Genomic DNA, 17,724 nt, shown 5'->3' with positions numbered 1-17,724 from the left:
CGGGATGCGGGTGCGGCCATTTCCGCTGTCCGTACCCGGAAATCACTCCCGCGTTCGGCGCTGATCATCAAATTCACGCCGACCGCTGGCGTGATAAGCGCCTTATAGATAATTTCCTGTTCCTCCGCCACACCGATGTATCCATTTGCATACTGCCCTTCGGCGAATGGGGGCTTCTCCAATTGCGAGGCCCTGTTTTCATTTCCGATTTACCGTTCGATGCAGCGCGAACGTCGCGCCCTTCCGGCACATGCTTGACTGTATACAAATGTGTGCAGTATGAACGGTGCAAGTGCAGCAAAGGCGGAACGGCTCCAGCATGCTTGACGGCTCGACAGACTATGACGTGCTCATCGCCGGTGGCGGCAATGCCGCGCTCTGTGCGGCGATCAGCGCCCGGCGTGCCGGCGCGCGCGTGCTCGTCGTCGAAGGCGCGCCGCATTTCTACAGGGGCGGCAATACGCGCCACACGCGCAACATGCGCTGCGCGCACGATGCGGCGACCGAAACACTCTCCGGCCCCTATACCGAGGAGGAGTTCTTCGAGGATCTTCTGCGGGTGACCGGCGGACGGACGGACGAGGTCCTGGCGCGCATGATGATCGCCGAATCCAAGGAGATGCTGACCTGGATCGTCGAGCAGGGCGTGCGTTTCCAGCCTTCCCTTGGTGGCACGCTCAGCCTCGGGCGCACCAATTCCTTCTTCCTCGGTGGTGGACGGGCGATGCTCAATGCGCTTTACCGCACGGCCGAAGGCCTCGGTGTCGAGGTCGTCTATGACGCTGAGGTCGTGGACCTTTCGATCGAAGGCATGCACTTTCGTTCCGCCACCGTGCGACATGCGGGCAAGGACGTCGTCCTCCGCGCGAAAACCTTCATCGCGGCCAGCGGGGGGTTCGAGGCGAATATCGACTGGCTGAAGGAAGGTTGGGGCGAGATTGCCGAAAACTTCCTGATCCGGGGTACACCCTACAATCGCGGCACCGTGCTGCGGATGCTCATCGACAGGGGCGTGATGCAGATCGGCGACCCCACCCAGTGCCATGCCGTCGCGATCGATGCGCGCGCCCCGAAATTCGACGGTGGTATCATCACGCGCCTCGACTGCGTCGTCTTCGGCATTGTCGTCAACAGGCATGCCGAACGCTTCTACGATGAAGGCGAGGACGTCTGGCCGAAACGCTATGCCATATGGGGGCGGCTCGTTGCCGCCCAGCCGGACCAGATCGCCTACATCGTCTTCGACGCGCCCTCGCTCGAACTCTTCATGCCGTCGCTTTTTCCGCCGGTAAAGGCTGATACGATCGGCGGGCTTGCGGAGAGGCTGGGTCTGGAGCCGGAGGCGCTGGAGCGCACGGTTGCCGGTTTCAATGCCGCCGTCCGGCCGGGTACTTTCGATCACACGACCCTCGACAACTGTCGGACCGAGGGCATCGAGCCGGCCAAGACCCACTGGGCACGGCGCATCGAGACGGCGCCTTTCTATGCCTATCCGGTCCGGCCGGGTATCACCTTCACCTATCTCGGCGTCAAGGTTGACCGGGCGGCGCGCATGGCGATGGGGGATGGGCAGCCTGCCGCCAACATGTTCGCCGCCGGAGAGATCATGGCCGGCAACGTGCTTGGCCAGGGTTATGCCGCCGGGATCGGCATGACGATCGGCAGCGTTTTCGGCCGTATTGCCGGCCGGGAGGCTGCCCGTCTCGTTTCGTCCGCCAGCCAGTCCCCGGAGGCCGCATGAACATCCATACCCAGCTCAAGCCGGCCCATGCGACGGCCAGCCTTGCCGAGGCTGACCGTCTGATGACGGTTTGCAATTCCTGCCGGTACTGCGAGGGGCTTTGCGCCGTTTTCCCGGCCATGGAAATGCGGCGTGCCTTTTCGGACGGTGATCTCAACTATCTTGCCAATCTCTGTCACAGCTGCGGCGCCTGCTTCCACGATTGCCAGTTCTCGCCGCCGCACGAATTCGATGTGAACGTGCCGAAGACGCTGGCGATTGTGCGCAACGATTCCTACCGGGCCTATGCCTGGCCGCGGGCCCTTTCCGGCCTTTTTCATCGCAACGGGCTGGCGATCAGCCTGATTGCGGCGCTAAGCGTGGCGCTCTTCATTGCCGGCTTTGCCGTCTGGCACGATCCTGCCGTGCTCTTCGGCGTGCATACCGGCCCCGGTGCCTTCTACAAGCTGATGCCGCACAATGCGATGGCGCTGCTTTTCGGCGCTGCCTTCGCCTATGCCATGGTGGCGATGGCAATGGGCATCCGCAATTTCTGGAAGGATATCGGCGAGCCCGCCGGCACGCTCGGGGAGTCCGCCTCGATCTGGCAGGCGGTCCGCGATGCCGGAAGCTTGCGCTACCTCGACGGTGCCGGGGTCGGCTGCATGAACGAGGACGACAGGCCGACCGATCGGCGGCGCCTCTATCACCACATGACGTTCTACGGCTTCCTTCTGTGTTTTGCCGCAACCTCGACGGCGACGCTCTACCACTACCTTCTCGGTCTCGAAGCCCCCTACCCGGTGTATGATCTCCCCGTCGTGCTCGGCATACTCGGCGGTATCGGGTTGCTCGTCGGGCCGGTTGGCCTGCTCCATGCAAAATGGCGGCGCGATCCCGTCCTCAAGGACGGTTCGCGCACCGGCATGGACGTCGCCTTCCTCGTCATGCTGTTCCTGACGAGCCTGACCGGTCTTCTGTTGCTTGTCCTGCGCGCCACCCCGGCCATGGGCCTGCTGCTCGCCCTGCATCTCGGCGTCGTCTTCAGCCTGTTCGTCACCATGCCCTATGGCAAGTTCGTGCACGGCATCTACCGGTTCCTGGCGCTGGTGCGCTATGCCAAGGAGAAGCGGCAGCTCGATGAGGCCTGAGGATCACGGGGCTGGAGGCGGGGCATTGCCGAAGAAGTCGCCGAGAGCGCCCCAGACATCGGCACCATCGAGCATGGCGGACGCGCGCGCATAGGCGTCGTCGCCGGCAGCATCTTCCGCCCATGCCATGCAGTCGATGAACTTCGCCCTTCGTTCATCCACGCCAAGCGGCCTTCGGCGGCGCCCCGCGCATGCAGGCGGGAGGCGGTAAACCCCGCCGCGCCGCCACCGGTGCCTCGCCCTTCCGGCCTGATCACCCCTCCCCGTCGTCCGCCGGGGCGGGAAGAGTTTCGTCCAGCATTTCCTTGCGGCTGAGCAATCCGGCGTCTTCGAGGGCCTCGATATCCGGCAGGTCGCGCAGCGTTTCCATGCCGAAGGCCGAGAGGAATTGTTTGGTCGTCACATAGGTGTAGGGGGCGCCCGGCGTCGGGCTGCGCGGTCCGGAACCGATGAAACCTATGTTGCGCAGGGCGCCGATCGTGTCGCGGCTGACCTCCTTGCCGAAGATCTTCGACAGCTCGCCTCGTGTGACCGGCTGGAAGTATCCCACGGCCATCAGCACCATCGCCTCGAATTCTGACAGCAATGATCCGCCCCCGCGCGTGGGTGTGGAGGATGCACGGATCGCATCGGTATAGCGCAGGCGGGTCCGGTGCTGCCAGCCGCCGGCAACGGCGACGATCTCGTAGGGCCGCCCGTGCAAATCTTCCTTGAGGTCGTCGATCAGAAGATCGATGCTGCAATCCTTACCAACGATGCGGGCCAGGGTCTCACGGGTTACCGGTTCGGCCGAAGCGAAGATGACGGCCTCGATGCGCAGCATCCATTCCCGCCAGCGCAGGTCCGGCGGCAGATCCTCCAGTTCGCGATCGAAGAGGATTTCCTTCTCCGTCTTCGCCTTGCCGGCGCGCGGTGCCCTGGGAGCGGTCGATCCGGTCATCGTCACAACCCGAAGATCCTGAAGGAGGTGCGGCCGGACAGTTCGCGCACGGCGCCGAACCCTTGCAACCGCTCGAACAGCCGGGTGCTGGCCCAGCGGGAGAGGTTGGTGCCGCGCGCGGAGGCCGAGATGGCATCCTCGTCGAGCAGTTTGCGGATAACGGCGCTCGCGCCCTTGGTCCGCACCTTCGGTGCGGCGGCAAGAAGCTGTTCGGCACGGCGCGCGACTTCGCTGGCCGACCTTAGTGCTGCACCGGCACCTTCGACCAGCGCGAGGCAGACGGCGCGCTCGAAGCCTGGTTCGCCGGGGCGCACCCGTCCCCTCCCCCCGATCGTCCGGAAGGCGGGGCCGTGGCGCTCGGCCATCAGCAGCGGTACGGGGTGCTGCCATTTGAGTTTTTCCGCGATCATCGCATCGCCGAGCGCCCAGGCGAGGGCTTCGGCATCCGGCCGTTCGGCATGGATGGCGGCCACGAGTTCGGCTGCGGCGAAGGGCGCAGGGCGGCCCGACTGCAGGACCGCATCGGCGTGATCGACGGCTGCCTCGAGCCGCGTGTCCCAGGCGAGGCCGAAGAGATCGGCCATCTCGGCGACGAATTTCGACGAGATGGCACCCTTGCGGCTTGCGAGCTTGCCGAAGGCGAGGAAGAGCTTTCCGGCCGGCCCCGGATCATCGCCGGGCGCCGTCAGCAGCGCGGCATCGCGCAGGGCCGCCTCGTCCTCTCCCCTGCCCGCCAGCCGGACGGCAGCGACGGCGCAGGTAAGCGCCTGGCGCGCGCGCCAGCAGCCGATCCAGACGGGTTCGCTGCGAACGAGGTCGTCAAGGGTTTTCAGGGCTGTGCCGGCGGCAAAGGCGGCGTCGAGGTCATCCGGCGTCCGGCCGCGCGGCAGGGTCCAGCCGGGCAGGTGCGTGAGCGGCAGGACGACGGGAGCAGGCGGGCGGGTGCGCGAATCCATGTCGGCGAGTTTACATGGTGCGTGCGGTTTGTGCTGCTTTTTCCAGCGGACTCGCACAGCTTTTCGATTTCCCGCAATGCCCTCCTGCCCGGGGACCCTAAAGGATCGTTAAGCAGGTCAATACGACTTTAAATGTATATTAATGCAAATTTAATCGTGCGCCGGTGATCACCTACTCTTTCCTTGGTTTTCCGGCTTTCTGCATGCAGGCTCCCTCCAGTCAGCGCGCAGGGATCCGCCCTTCGTTTGCGGCGACAGGGCCTGGATTGCTGTGGAATGATCTCGTTCGTCATTCGGTTGAAGAGCCGAGCACATTTCGTCCTCGACCGGGACGGGCACGCCAACGGCGAGGCCTTCGTCGGCACCAATATGCGTCGCCGCAAGCAGGCCCGGCAGCGTGTAGCGATCATGATCGCGATCTTTTCGGCGGTCTATCTGGTGATCGGCGGCCGTCTCCTGCAGTACGGCCTGTCCGAGCCCGTCGTTTCCGCATCGATCGGCGGTAATGTGAATGCGGTCGCCTCGCGCCCCAACATCGTCGACCGCAATGGTGAGCTGCTGGCGACCGACCTCCACATGGTCTCGCTCTACGCCGATCCCCGCCGCATCGTTGATGCCGATGAGGTGGTCGAAAAACTCGCCCTCGTCATTCCCAATCTCGACTGGGGCGATGTTCACAGGAAGCTGCGCTCCTCCACGGCGTTCCAATGGCTGCGGCGGCAGCTGACGCCCAAGCAGCAGGCGGATATTCTGGCGCTCGGGATTCCGGGGATCGGCTTTCGGCCGGAAAAACGACGGTTCTATCCGGGGGGTGCCACCGCCTCCCATATTGTCGGCCACGTCAATGTCGACAACCAGGGTCTTGCCGGCATGGAGCGTTATCTCGACCAGCAGGGGCTGGCGGACTTGAGAGCTGCCGGGCTGACCGACAATGCACGCCTTGCGCCGGTCCGGCTGTCGATCGATCTTCGCGTCCAGAACATCGTGCGCGACGTCGTTGCCAAGGCGATGGCCGACTATCAGGCGGAAGCGGCAGGCGCCGTCATCCTTGACGTGGAGACCGGCGAGGTGCTGGCCATGGCCTCGGTGCCGGACTATGATCCGAATGCGCCGTCCCGCACCCTGGCGGACGGAAGCATCGACAAGGAATATGAGAAGGGCTGGTTCAACCGGATCAGCAATGCGACCTTCGAGATGGGCTCGACCTTCAAGAGCTTCACCCTGGCGATGGGGCTCGATGCAGACAAGATCACACTGAACTCCGTTGTCGACGCCTCCCGCCCGATCCGCATGGGTGGCTTCACCATCCGCGATTTCAGGGGCAAGAACCGCCCCCTCTCCATCCCGGAAGTGTTCCAGTACTCCTCCAACATCGGCACGGCCGCGGTGGCGGACATGGTCGGCATCGAGGGCCACCAGCAGTTCCTCACCCGGCTTGGCCTGCTGTCGAAGCTTGCAACGGAAATGCCGGGTGTTGCGACACCGACCCAGCCGCGGACGTGGAAGAAGATCAACTCCGTCACGATCTCCTTTGGTCACGGTATTGCCACCACGCCCCTGCAGACCGCCGTCGCGGCGGCGGCGCTCATGAATGGCGGCTTCCTTATCCCACCGACCTTCCTGCCACGTACGAAGGAGGAGGCGCAGGCGCTCGCAACGCGCGTCCTGAAGGACAAGACGAGCGCCGACATGCGCTTCCTCTATGATTGGAACGGGCAGCGGGGGTCGGGCAGGAACGCGCAGGTCGAGGGCTTCCATGTCGGCGGCAAGACCGGGACGGCCGACAAGGTCATCAACGGGCGTTATGCCAAGAATATCAATTTCAATGCCTTCGTTGCCGCCTTCCCGATGGACAAGCCGCGCTACATCGTCCTTTCCATCATCGATGCACCCAAGACGGGCGAGCGCGGCGGGCGGACCGCGGCGTCCACCGCGGCCCCGATGATCAAGGCCATCCTCCAGCGTGTCGCACCGCTCCTCGGCGTTCAGCCGCGCTTCGGTACACCCGAGGCGGAGATGCGATTGATCGACTACTAGGCTTCCATTCGGTCGAAGCGCGAATAGACGCGCAAACCGGCACGTCTTGATTCTGTGGCCTCCAGCGACATATCTGCTCTGCGGGTCGTACGATCAACGATTGCCGGGGGCCAGATGTCCGTCGTCCAGTTTTCCACGCGAGAGACCGCCGAGTGCCTGCGCAAGGAACTGGTCGAAGCCGTCTATAACGGCCATGTCCGCACCACGATCGATTTTCTTGGCGACGTGCCCGTGGATATCGACATGCGGCTGCGCGGGGTTGGCGGCGTGCATATTGCCGGCGCCAACACGACACCTGTCACACTGGTTACCCCCTCGGACGAGGAGGACCTTCTCTATCTCAGCATTGCCGGCGGCAATGGTGTGCACGATGCCCGCGGCGAGGACCTCTTCATCCGGCCGGGCGACGTCAACGTGATGCGGCGCGACCGCAAGACGGTGACAACGGTTGCCGAGAAGAGCTCCTGCCTCAGCATCGCCATTCCGCGTGCGCTGATCATCGATCGTATCGCATCCTCCGACAACCTCTTGAAGACCTGGTCGCTGCGCGATCCAACAGCCCATCTGTTGCACAGCTATGCCATTTCGCTGCTCGCCAGCGACGCCGAAATTGGCGAGGGCGACCAGACGGTCTTTGCCGCCCATATCGTCGACTTAGCCGTTCTGATGTTCGGCGCAAAGCGCGACGCGGCCCACCAGGCGCGCGGGAACGGCGCGCGTGCGGCACGCCGCCAGGCGCTCAAGGTCGATATCGCGACCCATCTCAGCGATCCACGCCTCTCCCTCGAATGGCTCGCCAAGCGCCACGGTATCAGCGTGCCCTATGTGCGTGCGCTGTTCTACGAGGAGGGGACCAGCTTTACGGATCATGTGACCGCCGAGCGGCTCGACCATGTGCACGGGCTTCTGCGCGATCCCGGCCTGAAAGACCACACGATCGCCACCATTGCCCTGATGGCGGGCTTCGGCGATATTTCCTGGTTCAACCAGCTTTTCCGCCGCCGCTTCCAGGCAACGCCGTCCGATATTCGCCAGCACTTCCTGTCGAACTGACGCGCCGCAGTATCTCAAAACCCTGGCTCCCTCCCCAAGCCACCACGGCCGGCCGCGGTGTAGGCTTGTCACCCTGTCGGCGTTCGGTTCACCGGGCAGCGATGGGAAAGTCGGCGTCTTGTTGCAGCAAAACCGATGGTGCGCTGCCGCGAGCGCCGGAACCGGCGGTACAAGCCGCCATGGCAAACGAGGGCGACATGGCACGCGATCCAAACGGCAGCAACAACGGCACGGATGGCAACGACATCCTCTGGGGCAAGGCCCTGGTGCTGAGTGACGGCACCTATGACAACTACAGCGACTTCGCTTCCGACGCGTTGCGTGGCTTCGGCGGCGACGACCTCATCTTCGGCGATATCTACAACGATGGCGATGACCATACCGAAGGCGACACCGCCTATGGCGGCGACGGCAACGACGTCATCTACGGCGACTGCGGCGCCGATGAGCCGAACTGGGAGACGAGCCAGAATGGTGCGAGCGACGTGCTCTACGGCGATGCCGGCGACGACCGCATCTATGGACAGGCCGGCAATGACAGGATGGAGGGCGGCACGGGCAGCGATCTCCTGGTCGGCGGCAGCGGCGGGGATGCCCTGCGGGGCGGCGACGGCAACGACGTGCTCTGGGCCGGCCTTCAGAACGACCTGACATACGAGACGACCCGTAACACGCTGTTTGGCGACGGCGGCAATGACAAGCTTTACGGCAGCGCCGGCGCGGATGAGATGGATGGCGGCGACGGCCGCGACATCCTCAACTGCGCGGCGGGCGACGACGATGTCGCCGGCGGCAATGGCTCGGATGTCATCTATGGCGGCGATGGCAACGACTACATCGAAGGCGGTGGATACTACGCGACCGAGACGGGCGATGGGGCCGACTTGCTCTATGGCGGCAACGGAAACGACAACATCTTTGGTCATTCCGGCAATGACAGGCTCTTTGGCGGGGCCGGCGAGGATGTGCTGAACGGCGGAACGGGCAGCGACATATACGATGGCGGTGCGGGTGCCGATATCTACCGCTGCGCCAGCGGCGGCAACGATACCTACATCTTCGGGGCCGGAGACAAGTTCGAGTGGGACTATGCGGACGATGGGGTCGATCTCGTTCTCTCCTCCATTTCCCACACGCTTGGTCGCTACCATGAAAAGCTGACGCTGACCGGCACGGCCGCCTTGACGGGGGTCGGCAACGGTTCTGCCAATGTCATCATCGGCAACGGTGCCGCAAACACGTTACGTGGCCTCGGCGGTGCTGACGTCATCAGTGGCGGTGGTGGCAACGACCGCATAGAAGGCGGTGCCGGCAACGATGGGCTCAGTGGCGGTGCGAGCCATGATGTCCTGTTCGGCGGCGCGGGGGCCGACCGCCTCAACGGCGGCGTTGGCAATGACAGGCTCAATGGCGGCGCGGGTAAGGACATCCTGACCGGCGGAACCGGAAACGACACCTTCATTTTCGTGCACAAGCCGACGGCCGCCAATCGTGACGTGATCACCGATTTCAACCGGGCGGCCGATACGATCGGCCTCGAGAAGGATATCTTCGACGACCTCGGTCAGCTCGGCAGGCTCGGTTCGGCGCTGTTCAAGACGATCGGTGTTGGTAATGCCGCCGTCGACGCCAGCGACCGGGTGATCTACGACAACAAGAGCGGCGCTCTCTACTATGACTTCGACGGTTCCGGCAGTGCGGCACGCCAGCAGATTGCCACGCTGGACTCCGGCCTGCGGCTGACATTCGCGGATATTCTGGTTCTCTAGGAGCTGTCGATGTTCCGGGGCGGGCCGGAAAGCTGATCCGTTCCGCGCCCTGCTTCAAGCAAGGCAATTGCCACCTCCCTGGCCGCAACATTCCCGTTGCGGCCAGGCACCCTTTACCACCGGGCAAGGCCGAGGAGCTTTTCACCGAGTGGCGTCAATGTCGCAGTCTCCGCATTGTGCTTCTCCCATTCGCGCGGGTCGCCGGGGAAGGCGTCGCGTTTCGGGTGGTCGCGGTCCTGCCACAGGCGGATACGCTCCTGCCGTTCGGCCGCGTTGTCGAATTCCGCCGGATGCATGGAGATATATTGCGCCATGCGCACCCGGGTGTCCGAATGGTTCGGCCGTACCCCGTGGGCAAGCAGCGAGTTGAAGATCATCAGGTCGCCTGGATCCATCTCGATATTGACGACGCCGAGCCCGGCCATGTCGGGATGCATGGGATCGCGATCTTCCGGTTGCGCCTTCACCCATTCCTCAAAATGCTCGAAGAGCCAGGGCACGCACTGGAAGCCGCCGACGTCGCCGTCCTGCTTTTGCAGACTGAGCACGCCCTGCACGCCGATCGGCAGCGGGCGGATCGAGGTGTCCACGTCCCAGTGGATGAAGCCGTTGGGATTGCCCTTGATCTTCTTCGGCGGGTTGAGATTGGCCCGGTCGATGGTGACCCACAGGTCTTCCCGGTCCCAGATGTCGACGAAAGCGTCGTAGACGCGGGGTTCCATGCGGTTGTCCCACAGATGCTGGTGATTGTAGATTTCCAGCATGCCGGTGTTGTTGAGCTCCTTCATCTTGTGTTCGCGTCGCTGCGGTGCGTACCAGGTGGACGGGTCTGCGGGGTTCTTTTCATCGAACCGCCAGAGAAGGTCGACGAGCCGCTCCACATTGGCCGCCGGCACTGCCTGGCGAATGATGACGTAGCCCTTCCTTGTCCAGTGTTCCCAGTCCGCCTTCGACAGGACGCGCAGCGGTAGCGCCTTGTCGATCTCTTTGAGCTGCGTTGTGGCTGCGCTTGTCGGGTGGCTGTCGCGTTTGTCTGCGGTGGCCGGATGCATCTTGTTCTCCCGTGGTTGCCGTCCCGGATGTCGGGTTTGGAAGGAGAGTATGCTTTTCTGGGCTGACGTGTTGTCGGTAGCTGGCCGGTTCTGATACTATTCCGGCGTTTCAGGCAATGTAGACGCTTCATGAGGCCCTATCTCGAACATCGCGTACCTAGCCCGGATTCGTCCTGGCACAGGCTCAACCGGCGTCTCGACGAGACCATCCCGTTCGAATGGCACCATCATCCCGAGTTCGAACTGACGCTGACGCTCAACTCCCGCGGCCAGCGTTTCGTAGGCAACCATGTGGCGGCCTATGACCACGGTGACCTTGTTCTGATTGGCCCGAATCTGCCGCATACCTGGGCATCGCGTGAAAAGCTCGATGCCACGCAGCCGCATATCGCCCTCGTCTTCTGGTTCAGCAGGGAGTGGATCGAAGGGCTGGCCGGCGGTTCGGTGGAGTTTGCGCCGATCCGGCGGCTGATCGACGAGGCGGCGACCGGTCTTGCCTTTGGCAATGCGCTCGGTGGGGCGCTCGCCGTTGATTTCGAGACGATCTTCACACAGGCGCCGGCGGAGCGGTTGATCGGCTTGCTGCAGATCCTGGTACGGCTGGCGGGTGCGGAAGGCCGCCAACCCCTTTCCTCCGTCGTCCCGCAGGAAATGGAGGGTGACAGATCCCGGCTGGACCGGGTGCTCATGCATCTTCACCAGCATTATCACGAGCCCTTGCTCATGGCGCAGCTGGCCGACATCGCGGCACTCAGCGAGAGCGGCCTGCACCGGCTGTTCAGGAAGCACACTCAATCGACCGTCTCGGACTATCTGGCGGGATTGCGGATCGGCGAGGCGTGTGCCCGGCTATCGGCAACGCGCCAGCCCATCCAGCATATCGCAGCCGATGTCGGTTATGGCTCGCTTGCCAATTTCAACCGCCAGTTCCTGCGCCTTCGCGGCATGACCCCGCGGGCCTACCGCGCCTCGTTTCAACGGTGACGGAAAGGTCTCCCCACCTCGCTTCCCATTTGATCGCCTCGGAACGGTGCAGCGGCGATCTTGCCCGGTGCCATCGTTGCTGCTGATCTCGGCGCATCACGCGGGTTTGGAGACGTGTTCGGGCTTGCCCTTGCGCTTCGTCGACGCCAGCTCCTTCAATGCGCTCTCGGACATGGATTTCTCCATGCTGCGCGAGGCGCCTTTCAGCTCGCTTTTCTTGATGTCGCCGCGCTTGGCTGCAAGCGCGGCTCCGGCGGCCTTCTGCTGTGCTTTCGATTTTGCAGGCATGGAATGGTCTCCTTGCTAGGAATGTTTCCGCCAAACCCGAAAAGGTCTTCCAATGTTCCCGCGGCGCCCGGGCACCAGGAAAAGCGTCTCAGCCAACCGCTGCCGCGAGGGCGGCGGCGATCTCGCGGCCGTCATAGGGCTTCAGCAGCAGGATGGCCGCGCGATCGCCGGGAATGGCAGGCAGGCGGTCGTGGCCGGTGGCGAAGACGACACCGATCCCTTCATTTTCCGTTCGGGCATGGACGGCAAGCTCGGCACCTGACATGGCGGGCAGGCCGATGTCCGTGAGGAGGACGTCGAAGCGCCTCTCCTTCAGCAACGGCAATGCCTGTTCCGCCGTTGCCGCTTCCACCACCTCATGGCCGAGTTCCTGTACGAGATCGACGGCATTGAGCCGGATCAGGAAGTCATCCTCCACCAGCAGGATCGTCAGCCGCCTGGCTTCCGTCACTTCGGCTCCCGTGCCGTCTGCCGGCGTCCCTGCTTGTGACGACAAGTGCTGCCGGCCCGCAAGGCTGGCACGGATTTTCCGGGCCAGAGCCTCCCGACTGTAGGGTTTGGAGAGGAGGTCGACGCCAGCATCGAGCCGGCCCTCATGCACGATCGAGTTTTCCGTGTAGCCGGAGGTGAAGAGCACGGCGAGGTTCGGCAGGCGCTCACGCGCCTTGCGGGCGAGATCGGGGCTGCGCAACGGCCCGGGCATGACGACATCGGTGAAAAGAAGGTCGATGGCAACGCCGCTTTCGATGACCGACAGGGCGCTGGCCGCATCGCGCGCCTTCAGCACCGAATAGCCGAGGTCGCCCAGCATCTCGACGACGGTTGCGCGTACCTCGTCGTCGTCCTCGGCCACAAGGATGGTCTCCGTGCCGCCGGTGACCGGACCGAAGTCGACCTCGGCAAGTCGGTCCTCCTCTTCCAGTGAGCGCGGCAGGTAGATGCGTACCGTCGTACCCTCCCCCGGCTCGCTGTAGATCTTCACATGCCCGCCCGATTGCTTGACGAAGCCATAGACCATGGACAGGCCGAGGCCACTGCCTTTGCCGGCGGGCTTGGTGGAAAAAAAGGGTTCGAAAACGCGCCCCAGCACGTCCGGCTGCATACCCTCCCCCGTATCGGTGACGGCAATGAGGACATACTGGCCTGTCTTGATATCTGGATGGTGGCGGGCATAGGCATCGTCGATATGCGCGTTGCCGACCTCGATTGTCAGTTTCCCCATGCCGTTCATGGCATCGCGGGCATTGATCGCCAGGTTGAGGATGGCGTTCTCGATTTGTGAGGGATCGATGAACGTGTTCCACAAACCGCCGGAGCGGATGGTCTCGATCTCGATCGCCTCACCGATCGTGCGATGCAGAAGATCCTCCAGGGCCATGACGAAGCGGCCGATATTGATGACCTTCGGCTCGAGGGCCTGGCGACGACCGAAGGCCAGCAACTGATTGGCGAGCTTGGAGCCGCGGCTGACGCCGGCAATGGCATTGGCGACGCGCTGCTCGGCACGGCCATTGCCCGCCACGTCCTTGCCGAGCAGCTGGAGGTTGCCGGAGATGACCTGCAGGAGATTGTTGAAGTCGTGGGCGACGCCGCCCGTCAGCTGGCCGATCGATTCCATCTTCTGGGCCTGGCGAAGCTGATCTTCAGCCTCCACGAGCGCCTGGGCCTGCTCCCGTTGCGCGGTGACATCCCGGCCGTAGGCGAAGGTCAGCCCCTCTTCTGCAAAAATGCGCCAGGAAATCCAGCGCACCGAGCCGTCGAAATGGCGGAAGCGCATGTCGAGGTCCGGAGCGCCGGAGCGCCTGTTGGTGGTGGGGAAGGTTGCGGCGTCCTCCGGCCAGACGAAGCTGCCGAGGCGTCGGCCGATACTTTCACGCGCGGGAAAGCCGAGGACCACCGACCATGCGGGATTGACCGAGCGGATCGTGCCGTCTTCGCCGGTTACGACAAGGAGGTCGCGTGCATTGCGCCAAAGGCGGTTGACCTCGGCGGTGCGTTCGCTGACCTGTCGTTCGAGCGAGTTCGCGAGCTGCTCCAGCTTCTGTTCGACCCGCCTTCGTTCGACGGCGATGCGCGTACGCGCCGCGACGTCGCGCACGAAATCGAGCTCGCTTTCCGACCATTGGCGTACCTCGGCATGATTGAGGTAGAGCAATGCGACGAGGCCGGAGGCCTCCGTCACCGGCATGTTGATGAAGGCCCGTGCCTTGATCGCCTTCAAGGCGTCGGCGGTCACCTTCGTGCGGGGGTCCTGTTCGGCGTCCGCCACCACGACGGTCTCGCCGCGCTTCAGATCGTCGATATAGGTGCCGTACTCCCGGAAATTGAGCACGCCGGCGATGGTCTCGACGCCGGGGGCATTCCAGTCGCGCTCGATGGTGATCGTCTCAGCGACGAGGTCGATGGTGCCATAACCGGCGCGGCTGACATTGTGCGCCTTGGCCAGTGTCTCGGCGGCGGCGAAGGCGATGTCGGCCGGATCGGTGAGCTGGCTGAAGCGATCGGTCAGCTCGATCAGGGCGTTGCGGCGAATTTGCTCTGCTCGCTCCTCGGTAATGTCGACATTGACGCCGATCATGCCGAGGAACTCACCGCCGGCGCCGAAGCGTGGCTGGGCCTGTGTATGCAACAACCGGTAGCACCCGAGCTTGCGGCGATAGCGCGCCTCGGCTGTGAAAGGTACCTGCCGGCGCATGGCGTCTTGCATCGTCGCGGCCAAAGCCTGCCGGTCGTCGGGATGTACGGTGCCGGCCCAGTCGAAGCTTGAGACGTCCTCGGGGGCGACGCCCCAAAAGGCGCGTTTAGCCGCATTCAGGTAAAGGCATCTGCTGTTCTGGTCGCCCATCCAGAGCATGACGGGCGCGGTATCGGCTGCCAGGCGAAACCGTGCTTCACTTTCCCGCAGCGCCTCTTCGGCCGCCCGCTGTTCGGTCACGTCATGCCCCTGCACGAAGACGCCGGTCGCCTTGCCGTCGTCGCCGAAGACAGGCTGATAGATGAAATCGAGATAGCGCTCCGCCGGCGCCTCGTCATGCCGGCGTCGCAGGAGGACGCGCGCGCCCTTGCCGACATAAGGCCGGCGGGTTGACAGCACGCGGTCGAGCAGATCGACAAAACCCTGTTCGACAACCTCTGGTAATGCCTCGCGGATCGGTTTTCCCAGAATGTCCCGGTGATCGACCAGCTGGAGATAGGCGTTGTTGGCGATCTCGAAGACATGATCCGGTCCGGTGAGCGTTGCCACGAAGCCCGGCGCCTGTTCGAACATCTGGCGCAGCCGCTCTCCTTCCGTCTTCGATCGTTCCTCGGCCTTCACCTTGGCGGTCGTCTCGACCACGATGGCGATGACGCCGGCCGGGCGGCCATCTTCGCCGAGCACCGGAGAGTAGTCGAGGTTCATCCAGACCTGTTCCGGCTCACCCCGGTGCCGGTAGAGCGTCAGTTCTTGGTCCTTGTAGGCGAGCGTTCCGCCGGCAAGGCCGACCTTCATGATATTGTCGTTGAAGTCGGCGACTTCGGGCCATCCCTCGCGCACCTTGCTGCCAAAAATGGCCGGATGCCGGCCGCCGGCAAAGATGGAATAGGCGTCGTTGTAGATCATGATGCCGTCTTCGCCCCAGAGCAGGACGATGGGGACCGGTGAACGCAGCAGTAGGCCCGCTGCCGTCTTGAGACTCTGCGGCCAGGCATCCAGACAGCCAACCGGCGTGCGGGACCAATCGAAAGCGGCAATCAGCAGGGCGGCATCCCCGCCCCCGCTCAGGAACGGATAGCGGCTGTCCACCGATCCGTCCGGACCTTCACCCAAACCCATCCACCACCTCTTTCACGCGTCCCACGGCCGGTCACGCCCGTGAAAGGCGCTTTCCCGGGAAAAACAGGCCCCGTCCTGTCTCGATCAGTTCCGTCCATGCAAGGAGGATGGAGCCGCGACAGGAGATAGGGCGCTACCCCGCTGCGTCAAATGACGGATTTGGGACATTCGGCGTGCCGGCTCGATGCAAACGGGAGTGTGCGGACGGCAAGGCCGTTGCGGTTTTTGGGGAACCAAGCCGGAGTGCGTGCGTTTGTCCAAAAGATGAAGCCCGTTCGCAGGAGTTCGATGTGCGCCAGAAAAAGAAGCCGCTTGCCCGCAAACCAGCCGTCACCACCGATGCTGAGCTCCGGAACGCCCGCAAGCGCCGCAATTCCTGGGAGCCGCAGGTAATCGTGCCGCCGCAGGTCGATCTGCCGCTCAGCCGGCAGGAACACGAAGAGGTGGTCGTGCCTACGGCGCCAAATGGCCGCAGCCTCGTCAACGGGCGGTTCTGAAAGGGCGCGTGACATGCTTGTGAAGGACGTGATGTCCGCCCAGATAGTGACCGTGTCGCCCAATGATACTGCCCAGTCGGCCGCACGGCTGATGCTTGAGGCCGAGGTCGGCGCCCTGCCGGTCGAGGTGCCCGGCGTCGGCGCCATTGTTGGCATCATCACGGACCGCGACATCGTGGTCTCGGTCCTCGGACGGGGGCATTCGACGTCCATGGCGATTGCGGAATTCATGACCGTGTCGCCTGAAGTGTGCGACGAGAGCGATGACACCGCCACGGTGGCGCTCCGCATGCGCGGGCTGGGCGTGCGCCGTCTCGTGGTGGTAAACGGGGGGCGGCGGGTCGTCGGCATCGTCAGCCTTGTCGATATTCCTACCGAGGGCCCCGCAGCGGAGGAATCGCAATGACGATCTTTGCGACCGATCGGCTGTGGGATGAGGTTGTCGTGCTCGAGGGCGATTTGCAGGTGCTTCGCGTGCAAAGCACGCGGGACGCCCTCCTTTGCCTGAAGAACCACTGGCCGATTGAAGACGGGCCTGCAGGGCTGATGGCCAGAAACGTCTGCGAGCAGGGACTGGCGAGTGACGACGATCCGGGCTTTGCGCGACGCGCGTTTATCGAGGCGGCAAAGGAGGCCGGCTTCAGGGTGAATTCTTGGACGGCGGCATAGGTTGTCTGCGACGAGGCCGCCAGGCACCCATGCACATTGGACGAGGCGATGACAGAAGGCCCCTTTGGGCTGATACAGCCAACGGCAACGGAACGGTCTTCAGGCAGGTCGGCCCCCGTCGATGGCGACGCGCAGGCCATGCTGGGAGCCGATACGGGAACCAAGGTCTGGGGCGTCTGTTCCTGGCGCAGCGCTGGTGGGATCCGGTTCGCCGGCCCTGCTTCAGGGGCTTTTTTATCGCATTTTCCGACGTTGACGTGGTCGGAGATGCACCAGTCAAAGCGCACAGCAAGAGGTCCTCATGCCCATCGGTGACATCATGACCCGCAATGTCCATCTTGTCCGGCCCGAAGAGACCCTGCAATACGCTGCAAGCCTGATGGCGGAATGGGACATTGCCTTCCTGCCGGTGGTCGATGCCAACGGTCTCGTCGGCACGCTTACGGATCGTGATATTATCCTGCGGGCTGTGGCGCCGGGGCTCGACGCGGAAACGACGAAGGTCGGCGATGTCATGACGACCAACATCACCTATTGCTTCGACGACGAAGCACCGGAAAGTGTGCTGGCCAATATGCAGTCGCTGCACCTGCGCCGTCTCGCCGTGCTCGACCGGCAGAACCGGCTGACCGGTGTCGTTTCGCAATCGGATTTCAAGCGCCGCCGGCCCTGACGGCGGCGTGCTTTCGGCCAGCGAGGCGATGTCTCTATCCCGATCCATTCGGCATTCGCCGTGCCTCCATGCCGCATGCGTCACGATCACGGTTGGTGGCTGCAGGGCACTCGCTAATTTG

General features: G+C 63.8%; 16 protein-coding genes. 10 read left to right on the top strand and 6 right to left on the bottom strand.

The genetic code is table 11. The features are described 5' to 3' along the window. The first annotated feature begins 319 nt into the window (after positions 1 to 319). Both tcuA and tcuB read left to right on the top strand, forming a co-directional pair. Complete coding sequence (gene tcuA / locus P9A16_RS24405; RefSeq protein WP_278025996.1) at positions 320 to 1,741, top strand: FAD-dependent tricarballylate dehydrogenase TcuA; 1,422 nt, start codon at positions 320 to 322, stop codon at positions 1,739 to 1,741. Next, entirely contained in the window at positions 1,738 to 2,871 is a 1,134-nt protein-coding gene (gene tcuB, locus P9A16_RS24400; protein WP_278025995.1) for a tricarballylate utilization 4Fe-4S protein TcuB, read from the top strand. The genes tcuA and tcuB overlap by 4 nt, the downstream gene beginning before the upstream one ends. Positions 2,872 to 2,874: 3 nt before the next feature. Here the strand turns inward: tcuB and P9A16_RS24395 are convergent, their stop codons facing one another. The 3 genes from P9A16_RS24395 to P9A16_RS24385 form a co-directional block, all read right to left on the bottom strand. After that, a complete protein-coding gene (locus P9A16_RS24395; RefSeq protein ID WP_278025994.1) occupies positions 2,875 to 3,033 on the bottom strand; it encodes a hypothetical protein in 159 nt (52 codons plus the stop codon). 91 nt (positions 3,034 to 3,124) lie between these two features. Next, positions 3,125 to 3,811: an SMC-Scp complex subunit ScpB gene (gene scpB / locus P9A16_RS24390; RefSeq protein WP_278025993.1), complete on the bottom strand. Its 687-nt coding sequence runs from the start codon at positions 3,809 to 3,811 to the stop codon at positions 3,125 to 3,127. A gap of 2 nt (positions 3,812 to 3,813) precedes the next feature. Further along, positions 3,814 to 4,767 carry a DUF1403 family protein gene (locus tag P9A16_RS24385; RefSeq protein WP_278025992.1) on the bottom strand — a complete coding sequence of 318 codons (954 nt, stop codon included), beginning with the start codon at positions 4,765 to 4,767 and terminating at the stop codon, positions 3,814 to 3,816. Between the two features lie 276 nt (positions 4,768 to 5,043). Between P9A16_RS24385 and P9A16_RS24380 the strand changes: the two genes are divergently transcribed. The 3 genes from P9A16_RS24380 (at position 5,044) to P9A16_RS24370 (ending at position 9,626) form a co-directional block, all read left to right on the top strand. Then, positions 5,044 to 6,804, top strand: a complete 1,761-nt coding sequence (locus P9A16_RS24380; RefSeq protein ID WP_278025991.1) for a peptidoglycan D,D-transpeptidase FtsI family protein — start codon at positions 5,044 to 5,046, stop codon at positions 6,802 to 6,804. 114 nt (positions 6,805 to 6,918) lie between these two features. After that, positions 6,919 to 7,857, top strand: a complete 939-nt coding sequence (locus P9A16_RS24375; RefSeq protein WP_024269936.1) for an AraC family transcriptional regulator — start codon at positions 6,919 to 6,921, stop codon at positions 7,855 to 7,857. 197 nt (positions 7,858 to 8,054) lie between these two features. Next, positions 8,055 to 9,626: a calcium-binding protein gene (locus tag P9A16_RS24370; RefSeq protein ID WP_278025990.1), complete on the top strand. Its 1,572-nt coding sequence runs from the start codon at positions 8,055 to 8,057 to the stop codon at positions 9,624 to 9,626. 113 nt (positions 9,627 to 9,739) lie between these two features. Here P9A16_RS24370 and P9A16_RS24365 read toward each other — a convergent pair whose 3' ends face one another. Beyond that, a complete protein-coding gene (locus tag P9A16_RS24365) occupies positions 9,740 to 10,678 on the bottom strand; it encodes a phytanoyl-CoA dioxygenase family protein (protein WP_272790828.1) in 939 nt (312 codons plus the stop codon). 129 nt (positions 10,679 to 10,807) lie between these two features. On the opposite strand from P9A16_RS24365, the gene P9A16_RS24360 reads away from it, so the two are divergent. Beyond that, positions 10,808 to 11,662, top strand: a complete 855-nt coding sequence (locus P9A16_RS24360) for a helix-turn-helix domain-containing protein (protein WP_023515186.1) — start codon at positions 10,808 to 10,810, stop codon at positions 11,660 to 11,662. Between the two features lie 96 nt (positions 11,663 to 11,758). Here P9A16_RS24360 and P9A16_RS24355 read toward each other — a convergent pair whose 3' ends face one another. Next, the gene (locus P9A16_RS24355) at positions 11,759 to 11,950 is read right to left on the bottom strand and encodes a DUF3008 family protein (RefSeq protein ID WP_023515187.1); all 192 of its coding nucleotides are present in this window, start codon (positions 11,948 to 11,950) and stop codon (positions 11,759 to 11,761) included. 88 nt (positions 11,951 to 12,038) lie between these two features. Further along, on the bottom strand, positions 12,039 to 15,764 hold the full coding sequence (locus tag P9A16_RS24350; RefSeq protein WP_278025989.1) for a PAS domain-containing protein: 3,726 nt from the start codon (positions 15,762 to 15,764) through the stop codon (positions 12,039 to 12,041). Positions 15,765 to 16,054: 290 nt separating this feature from the next. Here P9A16_RS24350 and P9A16_RS24345 point away from each other — a divergent pair, with 290 nt between their 5' ends. The 4 genes from P9A16_RS24345 to P9A16_RS24330 all read left to right on the top strand — a co-directional run bounded on the left by P9A16_RS24345 (position 16,055) and on the right by P9A16_RS24330 (position 17,603). Further along, complete coding sequence (locus P9A16_RS24345) at positions 16,055 to 16,261, top strand: hypothetical protein (RefSeq protein ID WP_278025988.1); 207 nt, start codon at positions 16,055 to 16,057, stop codon at positions 16,259 to 16,261. Between the two features lie 31 nt (positions 16,262 to 16,292). Beyond that, the gene (locus tag P9A16_RS24340) at positions 16,293 to 16,667 is read left to right on the top strand and encodes a CBS domain-containing protein (protein WP_278025987.1); all 375 of its coding nucleotides are present in this window, start codon (positions 16,293 to 16,295) and stop codon (positions 16,665 to 16,667) included. Next, positions 16,664 to 16,930 carry a DUF982 domain-containing protein gene (locus tag P9A16_RS24335; protein WP_443021694.1) on the top strand — a complete coding sequence of 89 codons (267 nt, stop codon included), beginning with the start codon at positions 16,664 to 16,666 and terminating at the stop codon, positions 16,928 to 16,930. Before P9A16_RS24340 ends, P9A16_RS24335 begins: the two co-directional genes overlap by 4 nt. Positions 16,931 to 17,231: 301 nt before the next feature. After that, positions 17,232 to 17,603 (top strand): CBS domain-containing protein, encoded by a 372-nt coding sequence (locus P9A16_RS24330; RefSeq protein ID WP_272790824.1) that lies wholly within the window; start codon positions 17,232 to 17,234, stop codon positions 17,601 to 17,603. Positions 17,604 to 17,724: the final 121 nt, after the last annotated feature.

This window comes from Shinella sp. 838 (assembly GCF_029623935.1).
Classification (GTDB): Bacteria; Pseudomonadota; Alphaproteobacteria; order Rhizobiales; family Rhizobiaceae; genus Shinella.
This window is presented reverse-complemented; position numbering and strand designations above follow the sequence as displayed.